Source organism: Rhizobium sp. TRM96647, from assembly GCF_025780115.1.
Classification (GTDB): domain Bacteria; phylum Pseudomonadota; class Alphaproteobacteria; order Rhizobiales; family Rhizobiaceae; genus Mycoplana.
The window spans coordinates 553892-573718 of sequence record NZ_JAOXHF010000003.1; the positions used below are offsets into that span (position 1 = coordinate 553892).

The window sequence follows — 19827 nt, forward strand, 5'->3', positions numbered from 1 at the left end:
AATTATCACCACGTCTGTGCAAGCAGTCGGGAGATGATCACATCAATTTCACTCAGGGAGGATCTCATGAACCGCAAGTCATTCGAATTTTCACGCCGCGGCGTGATGGGCCTCGGCCTTGGTGCCGGCGCGGCCCTGTTTGCACCGGCGATCGTGCGCGCGGAACAGGTTTCGCTGCGCTACGGCCACAACAACGAGCCGGCGAGCGTCGCCGGTGCACAGGCGGACTGGTTTGCGGAGGCGGTCGGCAAGCATTCGAATGGCGACATCAAGGTCGAGGTCTTCCCGTCCTCGCAGCTCGGCAAGCTCCAGGAACTGGCCGAGGCGGTTTCGCTCGGCACCATCGCCTTCTCGCACAACACCGCCGGCGGCATCGGCTCGCTCTACGAGCCTTTCGCCGCGCTGGACACACCCTACCTCTATCGCGACATCGACCACCTGATGAAGGTGATGGACATCAATTCACCGGTCATGCAGGAGCTCAACCAGGGCCTGATCCAGGCCGCGAACTGCCGCGTCATCTACGCTCACTATTTCGGCCGCCGCAACCTGACCTGCAACAAGGAGGTCAAGACGCCCGCCGACCTCGCGGGCATGAAGATCCGCGCCGTACCGTTCCCGATCTACCAGGCCGCCGTCGAGGGGATGGGCGCCGCACCCGTTCCGGTCGACTGGTCCGAGGTGCCGACCGCCCTTGCGACCGGCGTCGTCAACGGCCAGGAAAACCCGGTCAACGTCATCCTCAACGTCAAGCTCTACGAAGTGCAGTCGCATCTGATGCTGACCGGCCACATGTCGAACGCCGAAGTCGTCGTGATGAACGAGGACGCCTGGCAGGGCCTGTCGGACGCCCAGAAGGAAGCCGTCGCGAAGGCCTCCCTCGATATCCGCGACCGTGCCACCAAGGCGATCCAGGACAATGAGGAAAAGGACACCCAGGCGTTGCGCGACGAGGGCATGAAGGTCATCGGCCCGGCCGAGGGCCTCGATATCGAGGCCTTCAGTGCCTCGGTCGGCAAGGTCGTCGAGGAGCGCTTCGGCGAGAAGTTCGGCGCGCTCTACGAGAAGATCAAGGCGATAGCCTGATCTTCACCCGGTCGGAGAGGACACTCAAATGGTGAACGAAGCGGCATGCGTGCCGGGCGGCAGGATACTGGCGACAATGTCCAGGGCCTGCCTCAATCTCGGCATCCTCCTGCTCGCCCTGATGAGCACACTCATCGTCGCGCAGGTCCTGGGCCGAAACCTCTTCGATCTCGGCATGCCCTGGGCGGACGAGCTTTCGCGCTTCTGCGGCGTGGCGCTCGTCTTCCTCGGCGTGCCGCTGCTGGCCCTGCGGGGCGGCCATGTCGCCGTCGACATGGTCCCGGCGATGCTGCCGCCGGCCGGCCGCCATGTCTGCGCCCTGATCGTCGAGATCATGGTCCTGGCCTTCGGCGCGGTCGGCGTGTGGTCGATCTATGCCTTCCTGTCGCGCGCATGGAAGTTCGCCACCCCCACCCTCGGCATTCCGAACTGGGTCTACTACGCGCCGGCGGCCGTCGCGATGGCGCTGCTCACAATCATCACCGTCGCCAGGATCGCAGCCCTGCTGCGCGGCGGCGACCTCTCCCACGACGAGCCCGGGGTCCCGCCGTCATGAGCCTGCTCCTTATCGCCCTCTTCGCCGCCGCCCTTATCCTCGGCGCGCCGATCGCAGTTGCGCTCGGCCTGTCGTCGGCGGTCACGATCCTGACCTACGGCCTGCCGATCCATGTGCTGGCGCAACGCGGCGTCAACGCACTCGACTCGACGCCGCTGCTGGCGGTGCCGCTGTTCATCCTGGCCGCCAGCCTGCTGAGCTCGATCGGCGTCACCCAGCACATCTTCGACCTTGTGCGCATGCTCGTCGGACGCATACGCGGCTCCTTCGCCCAGGTGTCGATCCTCGTCAGCCTGATCTTCTCCGGCGTTTCCGGAGCGGCGCTGGCCGATATCGGCGCGCTGGGCAGGATCCAGATCGACGAGATGGTCAGGCAGGGCTACAAGAAGAACTTCGCGGCGGGCCTGACGATCGCCTCGGCGACAATCGGTCCGATCTTTCCGCCGTCCATCCCCATCATCATCTATGCCAGCGTCACCAACGTGTCCGCGGTTCAGTTGCTCGTTGCCGGCGTCGTGCCCGCGATCCTGATCACGCTGTTCCTCATGCTTCAGGTCGCCGTGATGGCGCGTCTTTATAACCTGCCGCGCGATACCGTGAAGCCGACGGTGCGCGAGGTTGCCGCAAAGGCCGTGATTTCCTTCCCCGCGCTGCTTGCCCCGCTCATCCTGATCGGCGGCCTGCTCAGCGGCTATTTCGGTCCGACGGAGGTTGCCGGCGTGACCGTTGCCTATGCCCTGCTGATCGGCGCCTTCATCTACCGCTCGCTCACGCTGAAGGCGGTCATGGATGGCCTGCGCGAGACCGTCGAGGCGACCGCCAGCATCCTGTTCATCGTCTCGACGGCTGCGGTGTTCGCCTGGGTGCTGACGCTCGACCAGGTGCCCGCAAAGGCCGGTGCCCTGCTGCTCGGCCTTTCCGACAACCCCTTCGTGCTGCTGTTGCTGGTCAACCTGCTGTTGCTGATCGTCGGGATGTTCCTCGAGTCGATCGCCGCGATCCTGATCATCGCGCCGATCGTCGCGCCCGCCCTGCATGCGGCCGGCGTCGATCCGCTCCAGCTCGGCATCGTCTTCGTGCTCAACCTGATGATCGGCCTGCTGACGCCGCCGGTGGGCATGAGCCTCTACATGGTGTCGATCATCGCCAAGATGCCGGTTCACTCTGTGGTGCGCGGCGTTTTGCCTTTCTTCATCCCGCTGCTCCTGTCGCTGCTGGTGGTCACCATCGTACCCGCCGTATCGACCTGGCTGCCGCACCTCATTTCTCAATAGGACAAATCCATGAGCAAGTTTCTCGGGCCAATCCGCCAGCTCGGCTATGTCGTCGACGACATCGAAGCGGCGATGAAGCACTGGTACGACGTGATGGGCGTCGGCCCCTGGTACTACAATCCGCGCGTACCGATCGAGGATTACCGCTATGACGGCAAATCCTATGACGTGCACAATTCGGTGGCGCTGGCCAACAGCGGCTATGTCCAGGTCGAGCTGATCCAGTGCCGCAACGATGCGCCGTCGATGTATCGCGACTTCAGGCAGGCGGGTCATCGCGGGCTCCAGCACGTCGCCTACTGGACGCAGCAATACGATGCCGACCTCGCGGCGATGGAAGCCGAGGGGTTCAAGGTCAAGATGAGCGGCAAGGTGGGCGAGAAGGGCCGCTTCTGCTATTTCGATCGCGAAGCCCACCCTGGCACGGTGATCGAACTTTCCGAGGTCATGGGACCGAAGGGCCGCATGTTCGACCTTATCCGTGCGGCATCGGAGAACTGGGACGGCGGGGAACCCGTCAGGCCCTTCCCCGACCTGTCGGCGATCTGACCATGCTCACCGAACGCATCGAGGCGTCCTACCTGATCGAGACGCCGCTCGATCCGCGCAAGATCGCCGACATCATGGCCGGCGAGCAGTCGAGCGGCACGTTCGTGCGCGTCGCCAACGAAACCGATGAGCTGCGCGAACGCGCAGCCGCCGAGGTCCTTTCCGTCGAGGAACTGGAGCCCGTCGGAGCGCCCAGCCTCGCAAGCGCCTATCTCGAGCGCAAGGCCATCGGCGGGCCCTGGCGGCGCGCCCATGTGCGCGTCGCCTTCCCCGTGACGAATATCGGGACCAACCTGCCGACGCTCGCAGCGACCGTCTCCGGCAACCTCTACGATCTCGGCGAGGTTACGGGCCTGAGGCTGGTCGACGTCACGCTGCCGCAGGCCTACCGCGACCGCTTCGAGCAGCCGGCCATGGGCGTTGCCGGGACGCGCCACACAACCGACGTCCATGACCGGCCGCTGTTCGGCACGATCATCAAGCCCAATGTCGGCATGCGCCCGCAGGAGATCGCGGACGTCGTGGCGCTTCTGTGCGAGGCCAGCATCGATTTCATCAAGGACGACGAGGTCTGCGCCAATCCGGATCATGCCCCGATCGCCGAGCGCGTGCCGGCCGTGATGGCCAAGGTCCGGGAGCACCGGGACAGGACCGGCAAGCATGTGATGGTCGCCTTCAACATCACCGACGAGACCGACGCGATGCGCCGCCATGCCGAACTGGTCGAGCGAGAAGGCGGTTCCTGCGTCATGGCGAGCCTCAACTGGTGCGGCCTGTCCGGGATGCAGACCCTGCGCCGCGCGACGCGGCTGGCCGTACACGGCCACCGTAACGGCTATGGCGCCCTCGCCCGCCACCCGGCGCTCGGCATCGGCTTTGGCGCCTATCAGGCGCTGTACCGGCTCGCCGGCGTCGACCACATGCATGTCCACGGCATCGGCGGAAAGTTCTCCGACGCGGCGAACGAGGTGAAAGCTGCCGCACGGCGCTGCCTTCGGCCGCTCGCGGCGGATGCTGCGGATGACAGCGATCTCGTCCTGCCGGCGTTTTCGTCCGGCCAGTGGGCCGGCACCCTGCCGGCAACCTTCGATGCGGCAGGCTCCGCCGATTTCATGTTCATGGCGGGCGGCGGCATCCTCGCCCATCCCGGCGGCCCGGCAGCCGGCATCCGCAGCCTGCGCCAGGCCTGGGACGCCCTCTGCCTCGGCCAACCCCTGGAAAGCGCCGCATCCTCGCAGGGCGAACTTGCGGCGGCGCTGCGGTTCTTCGGTTCCTAGAATGACGCGGATCGTGTTCATCGGCGACGACTTCACGGGTGCGTCCGACACGCTGGCGACGCTGTCCGAGCGCGGCGCCAGGGCGCGCCTGTTTCTCGATCCGCCGAAGGTCGAGGAAACCGCAGACCTCGATGCCGTGGGCATGGCGACGGATCTGAGGGCCCGACCGCCCGAGGAGACAGCTGCGCGTCTGGGCGCGCTGGCGCCTGCTCTCCGCGCGCTCTCACCGCGCTTCGTCCACTACAAGGTCTGCTCCACCTTCGATTCGGCGCTACATATCGGCAGCATCGGCGCCGCCGTAAAGACGCTCGAAGCAGTCCTCGCGCCGTCCCGGACGATCGTGGTCGGCGGCCAGCCGAGCCTTGGACGCTACTGCCTCTTCGGAACGCTGTTCGCCCGCGCGCCGGACGGCGAGATATACCGGATAGACCGGCACCCCGTCATGAGCCGCCACCCCGTCACGCCCATGGACGAGGCCGACCTGCGAGTTCACCTGGCAAGGCAGGGCCTCGAAGGCCTTTCCCTGACGGACCGCAAAACGCTGGATGCCGCCCTGAAGACGGACCGGACCCTGGTCGACACGATCGAGCAGTCGGACATCGACCGCCTGGGCAGGCGGCTGGCGGAAATCGACGACCGGGTGGCTCCCCTGCTCCTTGTCGGCGCCAGCAGCGTGGCCGAAGCGCTCGTTCCCGCGGTACCGCCGGCTGAGCCGGACACGGTCCCGGCCGCATGGGAACGTGGCCCGATCCTCGCCGTCGCCGGCAGCCGGTCGTCCACGACGGCCGCTCAGGTGGCGGCGGCCGACAGCTATGAACGTTTCGCGCTCCAGCGTGACGACCTCGGGCATCCGGAAGATCTTGCAGGTCGATGCGCCAGGCGGATCGAGGCCGGTGCGAATGTGATGGTCCATCTGCAGCCGGATCTGGACTATGGCGCGCCGCCGGCGGCACTGTCCGATCGGCTGGCGCACCTCACCGGCGCGATCCTGAGCCGATGCCGTGTCGCGGACATCGCTGTGGCCGGCGGCGATACCTCCAGCGTGCTCGTAAAACAGCTCGGGTTCCGAAGCCTTTCGTTCGTCGAGCGTGCGGGCCCGGGCGTCGCCATCTGCCGGGGCCACGCGGCCGGAAGCCCTCTCGACGGAACCGTCCTCCTGCTGAAAGGCGGACAGGTCGGCACAGCCGACCTCTTCGAACGCTTCGCGGCGCGGTTCCCACGGTAGCTCCCGTCTCCGTTGTTTTCCGCATCCCGGAAACGCAAAACTCCGTCGCGTATGCGACGGGGTTTGTTCGATCACTTTGGTTGCAGGGGCCTGAGTCCACAGAGACTTACAAAAAAAGACCTGCAATTCGACAGATGTGCGCGGCACGTTGACCCTGGCACAAGGCCGAACTTGAATATCCGGGGCACTTTTGGATGCTTCCGGATGTCTAGTCGGATGGGAGACAATATCGTCCGGCTACTGCGTCCTCAACACCATCTCCGCCGCCTTTTCGGCGATCATGATCACCGGGGAATTGGTATTGCCGGACACGATTGTCGGCATGATCGACGCATCGACGACGCGCAGCTTCTCAAGCCCGTGCACGCGCAGCTCTGCATCCACCACCGCCATCGGATCGCTTCCCATCCTGCAGGTGCCGACAGGATGGAAGATCGTTGTGGCGATGTCGCCGGCACGGCGGATCACCTCGTCATCGCTCTGATATTCCCGGCCCGGCAACATCTCCTGCGGACGGAAGCGCGCGATCGCCTTCGTCTCCATCAGGCTGCGGGCATGGCGGATGGACTTTGCCGCCAGCGGCCTGTCGCCCGGCGTCGAGAGATAGTTGGGGCGGATCTCCGGGGCCATAGAGACATCCTTCGTCGTGACGTGCACCGTGCCGCGGCTCTCCGGCCGGAGATTGCAGACCGAGACTGTGACAGCCGGATAGCGATGCAGCGGCTCGCCGAGCCTGTCTGTGCTGAGCGGCTGGACGTGATATTCGAGATCGGCGGTCGCGACGGCGGGATCGCTCCTGGCAAAGATGCCGAGCTGGCTCGGGGCCATGGAAAGCGGGCCGGAGCGGCTGATCGCGTATTGCAGCCCCATGCCTGCCCGGCTGAAAAGGTTGTGGTAGAGCTGGTTCAGTGTCTGCGCGCCCTCGATCCTGAAGACCGTGCGGATCTGCAGATGATCCTGCAGGTTCTCGCCGACGCCCTGCAGTTGGTGGTGAACAGGGATGCCAAGCGCCGACAGCACCTCCGGCCGCCCGACGCCCGAGAGCTCCAGGATCTTGGGCGAATTGATCGCGCCAGCCGACAGCACCACCTCGCGGGCGGCGCGCGCGATGCAGGTTCGCCCGTTCAGGCGAAAGCGCACGCCGGACACGGCCTTGCCATCGAATTCCAGCCGCTCGGTCTCCGCGCCCGTCAGCACCCGCAGGTTCTGCCGCTTCATCGCCGGACGCAGAAAGGCTTTCGTGGTGTTCCAGCGCAGCCCACCCTTCTGATTGACCTCGAAATAGCCTGAGCCTTCGTTGTCGCCGCCGTTGAAATCGTCGGTCTTGCGGATACCGAGTTCCTCGGCCGCATCGCGGAAGGCATCGAGGATCGGCCAGGACAGCCGCTGCCGTTCGACGCGCCACTCGCCGCCGGCGCCGTGCATGGTCGATTTGCCGCGATAATTGTCTTCCGATTTCAAGAAGAATGGCAGCACGTCATCCCAGCCCCAGCCGGCATTGCCCGCCTGCCGCCAGCCTTCGTAATCCGCCGCCTGCCCGCGCATGTAGATCATGCCGTTGATCGAGGAGCAGCCGCCGAGCACCTTTCCGCGCGGATAGTTGAGCGCGCGGCCATTGAGCCCGGGCTCGGCCGCAGTCTTCATCATCCAGTCGGTGCGCGGATTTCCCATGCAGTAGAGATAGCCTATCGGCACATGCACCCAATGATACCGATCCGAACCACCGGCCTCGAGCAGCAGTACCCGGTTTTTCGGATCGGCCGAGAGCCGGTTTGCCAGCACGCAGCCGGCCGAACCCGCGCCGACGATGATGAAATCGTAGCGGCCTTCATCCACCGGCGTCTCACTCACGGTCATGGTCACGCTGCAACTCCAGTCGCTAGGCTTTGCGCCTCCGAAAGCCGCCGCCAAAGGGGCGTCATCGCCTCGGTGATATCCTTGTAAAGTCCATATCGGCGATCGTAGTGGGGGGAAAGCGCGCCATCAGGCCGATAATGCCGATCGGTGCGCACCATGGCGGTGGCGCCTTCGCTGAAATCGGCAAACAGCCCGACACCCGCCCCGGCCGCGATCGCGGCGCCGAGCGCCCCGGTTTCCCGCGACACCGCAACGGTGACGGGAACATCCAGAACATCGGCAAAAATCTGCGGCCAGAGTCTGCTGCGCGAACCGCCGCCGGAGAGTACGGCCTCCTCGAAGGTCGCGCCTGCCTTGCGGATGGTCTCGATATGCTGGCGATGGCCGAAGGCGACGCCTTCCAGAAGCGCCCGGATCAGATGCCCCTTGGTGTGCCAGCCGGCCACGCCATAGAAGCCGGCCCGCGCGTGGCCGTCCTGCTGGGCGCCGTAGAGATAGGGATGATAGAGCGGATCGTCCGCCGCCGGCGTGACGGCCGCGGCAAGGGCGCAGGCCGTATCGAAGGGCGAAACGCCCTCCTGATGCTCGCCCTCGAAAAATTCCCTGACCAGCCATTCGAGATTGGCCGCCGAGGTCGCGCTGTTTTCCATCGCCATGTAGCGGCTGCGGTCGAAGGTGGAGGACATGAAGACAGGGCCACTGAGATCGGGACCATCGACGATCACCTGGTTGATGCTCCAGGTGCCGGCGATGATCGAGGCGGTGCCGGTGCGCGACACGCCCGATCCGAGCGCCGAGGCCACGACATCGAACAGCCCGCCGACAACTGGCGTGCCCGCCGCAAGCCCGGTTTCAGCCGCCACCTCTTGCGTCACATAGCCGGCGATGTCAGCGCTTTCGATCAGCGGAGGCAGCATGTGCATGCTGTCGGCAAGGCCATAGGCGGCCATCAGCGTCCCGTCATAGCGGCGGGCGACGAGATCGAGCAGGCCGGCGCCGGACATGTCGGAGACCTCGCTGATACGGTTTCCGGTCAGCCGGTTGACGACGAAGTCCTTGGAGAAGAACACCGTGCCGATGCGATGGAAGAGCTCGGGACGGTGGCGTTTCAGCCAGGCGAGCAGCGTCGGCGTCTGGGAGGGCCAGGGACGCTGGCGGGCAATCGGTGCCGTGCGGTCGCCGACGCCTTCGGCCGCCCATTCCTCGACAAGCCCGGTCGCGCGCGTATCGAGCGACTGGATGCCAAGAAGCGGCAGTCCATCACGATCAAGCGCATAGAGCCCATTGCCATGACCGGCGCAGCCGATGGCCGCGATATCCTCAGCCGCAATGCCCGCCTTGTCGAGGCAGGAACGGATCACCCTTTTTGCATTGGACCAGAGTTCGTCGAGATCGCGCTCCACATGGCCGGGGCACGGCATGCGGCTGCGGCACTCCTCCCCCGCATAAGCCACCTCCCGGCCCTTGAGATCGAAGATCACGGCTTTGATAACGGTGTTTCCGGCATCGAGCCCCAACAGATATTTCTCCATTCCGAACCCCTCCCAAGGTTCTGATAGTCTTGCGCGATTTCGGAGCGAAGCCTAGCGGTTGGCTCCTCTTCTCCCCAGCGGTCCTCTCCGAGCGGATAGCCCCATACCCCCCTCTGCCCTGTCGGGCATCTCCCCCTCAAGGGGGGAGATTGACTGGGGCTAACTTCGTGCTTCCGATCTCCCCCCTTGAGGGGGAGATGTCAGCAAAGCTGACAGAGGGGGGTGAGGCTGCATCCACCGATTACCCCAGCCGATATCTGGCAAATGCTTCCTCGCCGCTCTGGCCCTCGTGGATGATCGCCATCAGACCGCGCACGACGGCGCTCGGGTTGGCATGCTGGTAGATATTGCGCCCATAGACCATGCCCATCGCGCCTTGCCGCATCAGGGCAGCGGATTTGGCGAAGACGGCGGACAGGTCTTCCTTGCCGCCGCCGCGCACCAGCACCGGGCAGCGCGCCGCCTCGACCACGCGGTGAAAATCCTCCGGGTTGGTCGTCGGGTCGGCCTTGACGATATCGGCGCCCATCTCGCGGGCAAGCCGCGTCAGGGTCACGATCTTGTCCGCATCGCCATCGACCATATAGCCGCCGCGCTCCGTCACCGGCTGCATCACCAGCGGCTCGATCATCAGCGGCATGCCGTATTTCCCGCAATCGGCACGAACGCGGGCAATGTTCTGGACGCACTGGCGGAAGAGATCGGGCTCGTCCGGCAGCATGAAGAGATTGACGACGACGCAGGCCGCATCCATCTGCAGTGCACCGATCAGCGGTTCGGCCTCGTTCTGCAAGACGGCCCACATATCCCGATGACGGATGCGGTTGTAGGGATTTCCCATATCAATGCGCATGACAAGCGCCGGCTTGTCCCTGCCGGGCAGATCCTGGAGCAAGTCGGCCTGACCGTAATTCATCTGGATCGCATCAGGCTTCGCGTCGACCAACGCCTTCAGGACGGCCGGCATGTTTTCCAGCCCGTCGAGGAAGGACGGCTCGTTGCAGACGCCATGATCGATCGCCACGTCCAGGCAACGGCCGTTGCCGAACAGCCGGTTCATCCGGACCTTGTTGATGTCTCGCATAGTTCGCTCCTTTGTTCGTTCCTTGCGGAAAGGGTTTCCTCCGAAACACCGTGGCGGTCGTTCAGGAGGGTCAGAAAACGGGCGCGCTCTTCTGTCGCGCGCGGCGGCGGCCAGTTCTTCTCGGTCGCGAGCACAGCAAGCGTCGCATCGGTCATTTCAAGGGAAAGCTCGCCGCTGATGGCCAGCGTGGTGCGCCGTAGGAGCAGATCATCCAGATGCTCGACCGCCTCGTGGCGGATGAGATGGATGAGCTCGCGGGCACTATAGCCGGCATGGGGCAAGGCATGATCCGCACCCGCGGACATGAAGCGGGCGATCTCGGCGGCATCGGTGCCATAACGCGTGAAAAGCGTGGCGGCGCGATCCATGGCAAGGCCCATCGCGGCCGAAAGCCGCCGCAGCCAGTCGCCGGGATCATCGGGAAAGCCGCGCCCTCCCCCCAAGGTTCGCTCAGCCGTGTCCAGCCGGCGAGGCAGGCCGAGCCGTTCCAGCGCCATATCGGCGGCAAGCGCGCCGAAGGAGCGGAAGGTCGTCCACTTGCCGCCGATCATGCAGAGTACCGGCGGCCCGCCATCTCGACCTTCGAACATCGTGCAGAAATGATCGCGTGGAATGCGGCCGGTAAAACTGTCGTTGCTGGCGGGCAGCGGCCGCACGCCTGCAAACTGGAAGACGATCTGCTCCGGCCGGATGGAAATGCCCGGGAGCACGAAGGCCAGCGATTGCAGGATATAGTCCCGCTCGTCCGCCTCGCAGCGCACTGCGCCGGGATCATCCACCCGGATGTCGGTCGATCCGACGAGCACCTTGCCGAGATAGGGGAATAGGATGCAGATGCGCCCATCCTCGTTCTCATAATAGATCATGTGGCCATCGAGCATGTCGCGCAGGCCGGGATGGTCGATGATCAGATGGGAACCCTTGGTGCCGCCCATCAGCGGTGCGGGGCGATCCCCGTCAGGAAAGAGAGACGCATTGGCGATGTCGATCCAGCCGCCGGTGGCGTTGATGATGAGGGACGGCCTAATCGTCAGCACCTCGCCGGAAACCCCGTCGCGCAGCAGGAAACCTCCGGCCGGGGCCTGCTCGACCGTGGCGTAATTCAGGCCGGCTGCATTCGGCCCGGCGGAGAGCCCGTCACGCAGAAGCTCGATGCCGATGCGCTCGGGGTGGCTCACCCAGGCGTCGTAATAGGTGACGGCGCTCCGGATCGTCGGATTGAGCGCCGGCCATTTGGCAAGCGTGCTGCGGCGGCCGCGAAACTGATGCTTCGGCATCAGCCCGCGCTTGCGGGTGAGGAAATCATAGATGCCGAGCCCCGCCTTGATGGCGACGGCGCCACGGCGGCTCGGGCGGCGGGTGAGGCCGAGGAAGCGAACGATGCCGTTGCCGAGCCCTGAAAAGACATCGAAGATCGGAACCGTGGTCGGCAGCGGCGCGACGTAATGCGGCGCATTGCGCAGCAAACGGTCGCGCTCCACCAACGATTCCCTGACAAGGCTGAACTCGCCGTTTTCGAGATAGCGCAGGCCGCCATGCACCATGCGCGACAGCGCAGCACTGGCGCCCGAGCAATAGTCGCCCTTTTCGACGAGAAGCACGTTCACGCCCTGCAGCGCGAGCTCACGGAAAACGCTGAGCCCGTTGATGCCGCCACCGAGGACGCACACGTCCACCTTCGGGCTTTTGCGAAGCCCATCCAATGTCTCTTCACGGTTCATGATGACAGCCTGTTATCCGTCCATGTTGGCCAGTTTCGCAGCCAGCGCCGCATCGATGGCCGAAAGATCGTCTGCAGAAAGCCTGAGCGTTCCGGCCCGCGCATTGTCGAGCGCCTGCGCCGTATTGCGCGCGCCACATAGCGCAAAGGTCACGCCCGGCTGCGCCAGCGTCCAGGCGATCACCACCTGTGCGATACTGGCCCCGTGCCGCTCCGCAACCGGACTGATCGCGTCGGAAAAATCCTTCGCCTTCTCACGGTTGGCGACGGAGAAACGCGGATTGTCCTTGCGCTGGTCGTCGCCGGAAAAGATGCGCTCCGGCCCGATGGCACCGGAGAGCAGGCCGAGCGCCAGCGAGGAATAGCTGAGCGTCGATACGCCGCTTTCAACAGTGAGCGGCAGCAGGTCCGCCTCGATCTGACGATCGATCATGCTGAACCGCTCCTGGATCGCATCGAGCGATCCGGTTTCGATGTATTGCTGCAACTCGGAGCGATCGACATTGCTGGCGCCGATGGCGCGGATCTTGCCGGCCGTCTTCAGCTCCTCCAGCGCCCGCATCGTCTCCTCAATCGGCGTCGTCGCGTCCTGCCAGTGGGTGATGTAAAGATCGATATAATCCGTGCCGAGCCGCCGCAGACTTTCCTCGACTTCATGGATGATCGAATCGCGCCCGAGATAGCGGTGCACCGGCTTGCCGTCCTGATCGAAGAAATGCTTCCCCTTCCGGGTGTGCCAGACAAGGCCGCATTTGGTGGCGATGACGGCCTTGTCGCGGCGGCCGGCAATCGCCTTGCCAACGATCTCCTCCGAGCGGCCGAGACCATAGGCCGGAGCCGTGTCGATGAGGTTGACGCCGGCTTCAAGCGACGCCTGAATGGCGGCGACGGATTGCGCCTCGTCGGTTCCGCCCCACATCCAGCCGCCGATCGCCCAGGTGCCGAGCCCTACGGCCGACGCCTTGACGCCGGAGCGCCCGATTTCGCGGATCAACTGTTCGCCGCTCATGCCGAAATCCCTTCCGCTATTTCAAGAATGCGCGCCCCGGTCGCCTCGTCGGTGACGAGCGTATCGAGGTGGTTGCCACGCAGGACGCTCAGGATGGAGCCGGCCTTGTTGAGGCCGCTCGCCACGCCGATCTTGGTTGGGATCGAGGCGAATTCGTCCAGCGTCAGAGAAACCAGTACGCGATTGAGGCTGTAGTCGCAGACCCGGCCTTCGCGATCCAGCAGATGGGCCAGCAGTTCGGCACTCGCGCCGGAATGCTCGATGGCCGACCGGTCGGTGCTGGAGGATGGATGCAGATCGTAATAGGTCGAATCCGAACTCAGGATCGACCCGATGCCGACGACGGCAACCCTCGCCTCGCGCGCCCGTTTGAAGACATCGGCGACAGAACGCATGTTCATCAGCATGCGCCGCTGTTCGGCATCGTCGGCAAAGAGGGGTGCATGGATCTGGTAAGAGCGGCCTCCGAACCGGTCTGCCATCAGGGTGGAGACGTGGTTGACATCCGTATAGTGCTTGCCCTGCACGCAGCCGGTCGCCGGTATCACCTCGACATCGAAGCGGCGGGCGGGCTGCAGGCCGGCAACGACGGCGCTCACACCCTTGCCGCCGGTGATGCAGATCGTATCACCATCAGCGATTTCCTCGATCAGCAGTCGGGCCGCAGCCTCGCCGACCGCCTGCAATGCGGTCTGCGGGTTGTCGGAAACGGTCGGCACCACGACGGCGCGGGTGATGCCGCCCAGCGCCAGCAGGCGTTCCTCCATATCCACCAGCGGTTCGACCGGCGACTTGATCTTGATTTCGACGAGACCCAGCTGGCGGCCGCGCTTGATCAGCCGGTTGACGGTGGCATGCGAGATACCGAGCTGATCGGCGATCTGCGCCTGCGTCAAACCTTCTAGGAAATGCAGCACGAGTGCCTGGTGCATCTGCCGCGCGATCACGATTTCCTCACGCGGTGCTGTCGTCCTGGGTTTCAGTTTGGCAATCGGCATATCAGGCGGCCTTCCGCTTGTGCAGGAGATGGTCGATGGAGACGGCAGCGAGCAGAATGCAGCCTTTGATCATGTCCTGCCAATAGACCGACACATCGAGCAGGATCAGCGAAGAGGTGACCACCGAGAGCAGCGCGATACCGAGGATGGCGCCGAAGATCGTGCCTGAGCCGCCGTTCAGCGAGGCCCCTCCGATGACGGCTGCGGCGATGATGTTCAGCTCCATGCCGACGCCGAAGGTGGGCGTCGCGGCGCCGAAACGAGACATGTAGATGACGCCTGCGACGCCTGCGAGCGTGGAGCAGAGAACCGTTACCCAGAACTTCACCTGGTTGGTGCGGATGCCGGAATAGAGCGCCGCCTTCTCGTTGCTGCCGGTATAGAAGACCTTGCGGAAGGCCGCTGCCCGGCGCAGCAGGAAATCGAACAGAATGACGACAGCGACGAAGATCAGGATCACATAGGGCACGCCGTAGAACGTGCCCTGCCCGACGGCCTTGAAGCCGGCCGGCAAGGTGAAGAGCGAGAGCGGCGTGCCCTTGGTGATGACCAGGCAGAGACCGCGCACGATCACCATGCCGGCAAGCGAGGTGATGAAGTGGCTGAGCCCCACTACGGTCACGAAGAACCCCATGATCGCCCCGATGACGCCGCTGGCAAGGATGCCGATCAGCGAGGCCGTCCATGGATCGAGCCCGGCCAGGAACAGCGACCCCGACAGCACCATCGCAAAACAGACGACCGAGCCGACCGCAAGATCGATGCCACCGACGATCAGAAGGATCGTCATGCCCACGACGACGATGCCTTCCACCGAAAAGCTCATCAGCATGGCGCGGAAATTGCCGAGCGTGAGGAAGTGCGGCGAGGCAAAACTCATGATCACGCAGAGCGCCAGGATGATCGCGATCAGCCCCGCTTCGCGCATGGTGCCGATGCGTTTCCAGTGCCCGGTTTTCGGCATGTCCTCCGCCAACGTGTCGAGTGCCATTCCCGTCTCTCCCTCCTTACGCGGCATGATCTGCCGTCCTTGTCGCAATGATCCCCGATGCCAGGCGGATCACGGCCTCCTCCGTCATGTCTTCCGGGCCAAGTTCGCCCGCGATACGGCCCTCCCGGACGACCAGCACACGATCGCAGAGCCCGAGCAGCTCCGACAGTTCCGACGAGATGACGACGATGCCGATGCCCGAGCGCGCGAGATCGCGCAGCAGCCGGTGGATTTCGGTCTTGGCGCCGACATCGATCCCGCGCGTCGGCTCATCCATCAAAATCACCTTGGGTTTCACCGCAAGCTGCTTGGCAATCGCCACTTTCTGCTGGTTGCCGCCGGACAGCGACTTCACCGGCGCCTCGACACCGCCCATGCGTACGCCAAGCCGCCGCGCGAAATCCTCGGCAAAGGCCGCTTCGGCGCGGGCGTTCAGCAGGCCCGCATGGTTGGTGAGCGCCTTGAGGTTCAGCACCGAGATATTCTGCGCGATCGACATTTCCAGGAAGATGCCCGACCCCTTGCGGTCCTCCGACAGGTAGACGATGCCCGCCTTGACAGCATCCGCGTAGGCACGGATCGCCTGCGACTTGCCATGCAGGCGCACCTCGCCGGCTGTGTGTGCACGAAGCCCGCAAATACCTTCAGCGATCTCCGTGCGGCCCGAGCCGATGAGCCCGCCGATACCGAGGATCTCGCCCCGTCGCAGGTTGAAGCTGATGTCGTGGAAACGAGCACCATCGCCGAGGCCGTCGACTTCCAGGATGGTTTCGCCGGAAGCATCCTCGACGCTAAGCTTTCCCGGATAGAGCTGGGTGATCTCACGCCCAACCATGCGTCGCACCACGTCGTCGGCCGTCACCTCGGCGATCTTCTCGGTGCAGACATAACGACCGTCACGAAAAACGGTCACTCGGTCGCAGAGGCTGAAGATCTCGGCCATGCGGTGGCTGATATAGATGATCGAAATGCCGTTCGCCTTGAGATCACGGATGATGGAGAAGAGCCGCTGCGCCTCGGTCTCGGTAAGGGCCGCGGTCGGCTCGTCCAGAATGAGAACGCGGCAGTCGAGCGTCAGCGCCTTGGCGATCTCGACGAGCTGCTGGCTGGAAATCGGCAGGTCGGCGACCTTCTGGCGGACATCGATGGCAGCCAGCCGGTTCATCACCGCCTGCGCATCACGCTCCAGGGCGCGGTAGTTCATGAAAGGAGAACGGCGCCGATTGGTCGCAGCCATGAACATGTTCTCCGCCACCGTCGCATCAGGGCAGAGCGCGATTTCCTGATGCACCAGACCAATGCCGAGTGCCTGTGCGGCAGCGGGTGACGTCATGCGGACGGGTGTTCCACCGACACGGATTTCGCCTTCGGTCGGCTGCAGCACGCCGGCGATGATGTTCATCAGCGTTGACTTGCCCGCGCCGTTTTCGCCGCAGAGCGCATGGACCTCGCCGCGCTCGAGCGTGAAGTCGACATCCGTCAGCGCCCGAATCGCCGCGAAATGCTTGCTTACGCCATGAATGGTGAGCACCGGCTCCGCCATCGACATTTTCCCTGTTCAAGACCGGTCCTCGATCGAGGCGGCTGCGAAAATCTGCCGCCTCTCCCCTTGGGGAGAGGCGCCGAACTACGAGGGGATGAGAGGGGATAGTGCGGCAAGCTCAGAGCCAACCATCCCCTCACCCGACCCGCCAGGCCATCATCTGCCCCCACGAGAGGGGGCAAGGCCAATGACCCTACTCCTCGATGCCCTTCGTGCCGCGGCGCTTCAGGTACTTGTCCCAATAGAAGTCGTCGGCATTTTCGGCAGTGACGATCGACAGACCATTATCGACCACCGGGATGCTCATCGGATTGAAGCCCGAACGCTTGGCGTCGTTCATCGGGTCGATCAGCTCCGGATGCTTGGCAAGCCACAACAGCATGAAGCCCATGTAGCCCTGCATGCCCTGGTTGGGGTTGATCGAGCCGAAGACTTCGCCAGCCTTGATCATGTCGAGGATGTTGGCATTGACGTCGGCGCACATGACGAGAACCTTGCCGCCGTTTTCCTTGGAGGCCTGCGATGCGCCGATCGCCGAGTTCGCCTCCGGCATGAAGACCGCACCGAGACCCGGATTGGCCTGGATTATGCTCGAAAGGCCCTGATAAGCCTTGGTCGGGTCCTGGTTGGAAGCGGCGCGACCGACGAGTTTCATGTCCGGCCACTTCTCTTCCATACGGCCGATGAAGGCGGCGATGCGCTTGTCGTGGTTGTCCTGGCCCGGATTTTCCAGAACCGCGTATTCGCCCTTGCCACCCAGCTTCTCGGCGATTGCGTCGGCCGCATAGATGCCCTCGCGGGTGTTGTCGGAGGTGATGAACGAGACCCGTTTGGAAAGCGGCGAGTCGGCCGCAAACGTGACGACGGCCGTCCCCTGCTCGATGGCGCGGTTGATCGGCTCGATGAACGGATCGGAGTTCATCGGATGGACGAGGATGCCAGCCGGGCTCTGGGCCAATGCCTGGTCGAAGGTGGCGATCTGCTTGTTGACGTCATATTCCGGCGTGCCGGTATATTCCGTCTCGCAGCCGAACTGCTGGCCGGCCTGCTTGAACATCTCGTAGACAGGGAACCAGTATTCCACGCCCGAGACCATGACGTTCATGACGTATTTTTCGCCCGGCTTACAGCGGAACGGATTGTCCGTTTCCGCAGATGCCGTGCCGGCAAAAAGTGTTGTGGCAAGAACCGCCATGGCGGTCGAGCTGATAAATTTGCGCAAGACTCCTCCTCGAGGCCGAAGCCCCTCCCAATAACCTGAGGGCGTTTGGTGGACGCCGCTGAGCGTGTTGAAGCCGGACTTCCTCCTTGAAGTCCGATGAGACCAATAAAGGCGAAGATGAAATGACTGTCAATATAATTCATATACTGAAATATATTTCACAGCTGCATGAAGGCAGACATAATTCATTGCAAGCTGCCGACGGATCGAACCGCTTTCAACGGTCGACCGTCTCGGCATGGAGTGAGCGCGACCTGTGAGGAGCCACAGATAGCGCTATACTCACGCCCCGTGCCAGTCGGGCTCATTCCCGTTGGCCGCAGTGTAACCTGTAGAGAAGATCTACAGCTTTCTCAGATTTCAGGCTTCTCGACAAAGCGCCGAGAATGTCGCTACACTGACCGTGGTTATGTTGGGTGCATGACCGGGGAGGTTTACCGCTCTTTGGCGTAGGCGCTAAGACTTGGATCCGCTCGTGTCCCGACATGAGCGGCCGTCATGCTTTGAAGGGCTTGGTATCGACAGCATGAATGAAATGGCCGCTTCCTTCAGCTACAATCTGGTCCTTGTTGTGTTGTCGATCCTGGTGGCGATCCAGGCCGGATATGTCGGCATCAGCCTGGCGATCCTCATTCCCGGCGCCTTCGCAAATCGGCGACGCCTGCTGATCGCCGGTTCGGCAACAACGCTCGCAGTCGGTATCTGGAGCATGCATTTCATCGGCATGCTGGCAATCACTACGGCCATCACGATCGATTATGCCGTCCTGCCGACACTTCTGTCATTTTTCGTGTGTGGCCTGGTGACCGGAATCGCCATCTATCTGGCGAGCCTGCGCTCCCAACGCCTGCTGGTTCTGGCCGCAATCGCCATGGGGCTTGGAATCGTCACGATGCACTATGTCGGCATGGTGGCGATCCATTCCGTCGCGCATTTGAGCCACGATCCGGCCTACGTGCTGGCAAGCGTCGCGATCGCCATTGCAGCATCGGGCCTGGCCCTCTGGCTGGCATTCTCCGCCGACCGGCGACCGCCACTCTTTCTCTGTGCAGTTGTGCTGGGCTGCGCCGTCTCGGGCATGCACTATGCAGCGATGGCCGGAACGACCATGCATGTAGCCGGGTCAGATGTGACGACAGTGAAGTCCGTCATTTCCAGCGACATGCTGGCCATCATTGTCAGCGTGATAGCCTGTTCCATCTCCGCGGTCTTCATGCTCGCGCTCATTCCGACCGACGCGAACGATGCGAAGGGCGACGCAGGATGGACGTCCGCCGTTTCGGTCGCGACGCCGCGGGAAGCGACCGCGACACGCGGAGAACGCGACCTTGGCGAGGGACTGGCCCCCACAGTAACAAACGGTTCAGCCATCGACCTCCTGCCGATCGAGAAGAATGGCAACCGCTTTCAGATCGCGGCCGATGAAATCGCCTCGGTCCATTCGAACGCGCACTACACCTACATCTTCAACGGTCGCGACGATCTGTTCTGTCCCCTTTCGATTACCGATATCGACAATCGGTTGCAAAAGACCACCTTCTTCAGGACCCATCGCAGTTACATCGTCAATCTGGATTTCGTCATACGGATCAAGAAGGCGGGCGATGCCGGCGTTGCGGAACTCGATACGCCAGTGCGACGGACAGTGCCGGTGAGCCGCGCGCGCATGGTCGCGTTGCGCCAGGAGCTCGCAGCCTTCAAGGCCGCCAATCCAACCGACCAACCCCAGACTTAGGTCAACCCTGCTGTCGCAGTTCGTGCGCGCCGAGCATGCATTTCGTGCATATCGGTGCGTTTGGTGTGGTTGTGCTTGTCATGCAATGCCGATGACGTCCTCGTTGCCACAGCGGGTGTGGTGACCGAGGAGACACCACCGCTGGCCATGGACGACGGCGCTTTGGGAG

At 63.7% G+C, this 19827-nt stretch carries 16 protein-coding genes; 7 read left to right on the forward strand and 9 right to left on the reverse strand.

Annotated features, from left to right (window positions below; all coding sequences use genetic code 11):
- Positions 1-66: 66 nt before the first annotated feature.
- The 6 genes from OCK02_RS08420 to OCK02_RS08445 all read left to right on the forward strand — a co-directional run bounded on the left by OCK02_RS08420 (position 67) and on the right by OCK02_RS08445 (position 5967).
- Positions 67-1086: a TRAP transporter substrate-binding protein gene (locus OCK02_RS08420; protein WP_263812641.1), complete on the forward strand. Its 1020-nt coding sequence runs from the start codon at positions 67-69 to the stop codon at positions 1084-1086.
- Between the two features lie 76 nt (positions 1087-1162).
- Positions 1163-1642, forward strand: a complete 480-nt coding sequence (locus tag OCK02_RS08425; protein WP_263812642.1) for a TRAP transporter small permease — start codon at positions 1163-1165, stop codon at positions 1640-1642.
- The gene (locus tag OCK02_RS08430; RefSeq protein ID WP_263812643.1) at positions 1639-2916 is read left to right on the forward strand and encodes a TRAP transporter large permease; all 1278 of its coding nucleotides are present in this window, start codon (positions 1639-1641) and stop codon (positions 2914-2916) included. The genes OCK02_RS08425 and OCK02_RS08430 overlap by 4 nt, the downstream gene beginning before the upstream one ends.
- 9 nt (positions 2917-2925) lie before the next feature.
- Positions 2926-3465 (forward strand): VOC family protein, encoded by a 540-nt coding sequence (locus tag OCK02_RS08435; protein WP_263812644.1) that lies wholly within the window; start codon positions 2926-2928, stop codon positions 3463-3465.
- Positions 3466-3467: 2 nt separating this feature from the next.
- A complete protein-coding gene (locus OCK02_RS08440; RefSeq protein WP_263812645.1) occupies positions 3468-4742 on the forward strand; it encodes a ribulose-bisphosphate carboxylase large subunit family protein in 1275 nt (424 codons plus the stop codon).
- A gap of 13 nt (positions 4743-4755) precedes the next feature.
- On the forward strand, positions 4756-5967 hold the full coding sequence (locus OCK02_RS08445; protein WP_263812646.1) for a four-carbon acid sugar kinase family protein: 1212 nt from the start codon (positions 4756-4758) through the stop codon (positions 5965-5967).
- A gap of 237 nt (positions 5968-6204) precedes the next feature.
- Here the strand turns inward: OCK02_RS08445 and OCK02_RS08450 are convergent, their stop codons facing one another.
- The 9 genes from OCK02_RS08450 to OCK02_RS08490 form a co-directional block, all read right to left on the reverse strand.
- Positions 6205-7824 carry a GMC family oxidoreductase gene (locus tag OCK02_RS08450; RefSeq protein ID WP_263812684.1) on the reverse strand — a complete coding sequence of 540 codons (1620 nt, stop codon included), beginning with the start codon at positions 7822-7824 and terminating at the stop codon, positions 6205-6207.
- A 2-nt stretch (positions 7825-7826) separates the two neighbouring features.
- A complete protein-coding gene (locus OCK02_RS08455; protein WP_263812647.1) occupies positions 7827-9356 on the reverse strand; it encodes an FGGY-family carbohydrate kinase in 1530 nt (509 codons plus the stop codon).
- Between the two features lie 241 nt (positions 9357-9597).
- On the reverse strand, positions 9598-10440 hold the full coding sequence (locus OCK02_RS08460) for a class I fructose-bisphosphate aldolase (protein WP_263812648.1): 843 nt from the start codon (positions 10438-10440) through the stop codon (positions 9598-9600).
- Positions 10413-12161, reverse strand: coding sequence for a glycerol-3-phosphate dehydrogenase/oxidase (locus OCK02_RS08465; RefSeq protein WP_263812649.1), 1749 nt, complete (start codon positions 12159-12161; stop codon positions 10413-10415). Before OCK02_RS08465 ends, OCK02_RS08460 begins: the two co-directional genes overlap by 28 nt.
- Positions 12162-12173: 12 nt before the next feature.
- Positions 12174-13169: an aldo/keto reductase gene (locus OCK02_RS08470; RefSeq protein WP_263812650.1), complete on the reverse strand. Its 996-nt coding sequence runs from the start codon at positions 13167-13169 to the stop codon at positions 12174-12176.
- Positions 13166-14167: a sugar-binding transcriptional regulator gene (locus OCK02_RS08475; protein WP_263812651.1), complete on the reverse strand. Its 1002-nt coding sequence runs from the start codon at positions 14165-14167 to the stop codon at positions 13166-13168. The genes OCK02_RS08470 and OCK02_RS08475 overlap by 4 nt, the downstream gene beginning before the upstream one ends.
- A 1-nt stretch (position 14168) precedes the next feature.
- On the reverse strand, positions 14169-15158 hold the full coding sequence (locus OCK02_RS08480; RefSeq protein ID WP_263812652.1) for an ABC transporter permease: 990 nt from the start codon (positions 15156-15158) through the stop codon (positions 14169-14171).
- A 16-nt stretch (positions 15159-15174) separates the two neighbouring features.
- Entirely contained in the window at positions 15175-16701 is a 1527-nt protein-coding gene (locus OCK02_RS08485) for a sugar ABC transporter ATP-binding protein (protein WP_263812653.1), read from the reverse strand.
- Between the two features lie 193 nt (positions 16702-16894).
- The gene (locus OCK02_RS08490; RefSeq protein WP_263812654.1) at positions 16895-17923 is read right to left on the reverse strand and encodes a substrate-binding domain-containing protein; all 1029 of its coding nucleotides are present in this window, start codon (positions 17921-17923) and stop codon (positions 16895-16897) included.
- A gap of 463 nt (positions 17924-18386) precedes the next feature.
- Here OCK02_RS08490 and OCK02_RS08495 point away from each other — a divergent pair, with 463 nt between their 5' ends.
- A complete protein-coding gene (locus tag OCK02_RS08495; RefSeq protein WP_263812655.1) occupies positions 18387-19658 on the forward strand; it encodes an MHYT domain-containing protein in 1272 nt (423 codons plus the stop codon).
- Positions 19659-19827 lie beyond the last annotated feature (169 nt).

What these genes read in the sequence shown, in the direction of transcription:
- OCK02_RS08420 (WP_263812641.1), top strand. Translation starts at nt 67, where the DNA reads ATGAACCGCAAGTCATTCGAATTTTCACGCCGCGGCGTGATGGGCCTC.
- OCK02_RS08425 (WP_263812642.1), top strand. Translation starts at nt 1,163, where the DNA reads ATGTCCAGGGCCTGCCTCAATCTCGGCATCCTCCTGCTCGCCCTGATG.
- OCK02_RS08430 (WP_263812643.1), top strand. Translation starts at nt 1,639, where the DNA reads ATGAGCCTGCTCCTTATCGCCCTCTTCGCCGCCGCCCTTATCCTCGGC.
- OCK02_RS08435 (WP_263812644.1), top strand. Translation starts at nt 2,926, where the DNA reads ATGAGCAAGTTTCTCGGGCCAATCCGCCAGCTCGGCTATGTCGTCGAC.
- OCK02_RS08440 (WP_263812645.1), top strand. Translation starts at nt 3,468, where the DNA reads ATGCTCACCGAACGCATCGAGGCGTCCTACCTGATCGAGACGCCGCTC.
- OCK02_RS08450 (WP_263812684.1), bottom strand. Translation starts at nt 7,824, where the DNA reads ATGACCGTGAGTGAGACGCCGGTGGATGAAGGCCGCTACGATTTCATC.
- OCK02_RS08455 (WP_263812647.1), bottom strand. Translation starts at nt 9,356, where the DNA reads ATGGAGAAATATCTGTTGGGGCTCGATGCCGGAAACACCGTTATCAAA.
- OCK02_RS08460 (WP_263812648.1), bottom strand. Translation starts at nt 10,440, where the DNA reads ATGCGAGACATCAACAAGGTCCGGATGAACCGGCTGTTCGGCAACGGC.
- OCK02_RS08465 (WP_263812649.1), bottom strand. Translation starts at nt 12,161, where the DNA reads ATGAACCGTGAAGAGACATTGGATGGGCTTCGCAAAAGCCCGAAGGTG.
- OCK02_RS08470 (WP_263812650.1), bottom strand. Translation starts at nt 13,169, where the DNA reads ATGAGCGGCGAACAGTTGATCCGCGAAATCGGGCGCTCCGGCGTCAAG.
- OCK02_RS08475 (WP_263812651.1), bottom strand. Translation starts at nt 14,167, where the DNA reads ATGCCGATTGCCAAACTGAAACCCAGGACGACAGCACCGCGTGAGGAA.
- OCK02_RS08480 (WP_263812652.1), bottom strand. Translation starts at nt 15,158, where the DNA reads ATGGCACTCGACACGTTGGCGGAGGACATGCCGAAAACCGGGCACTGG.
- OCK02_RS08485 (WP_263812653.1), bottom strand. Translation starts at nt 16,701, where the DNA reads ATGGCGGAGCCGGTGCTCACCATTCATGGCGTAAGCAAGCATTTCGCG.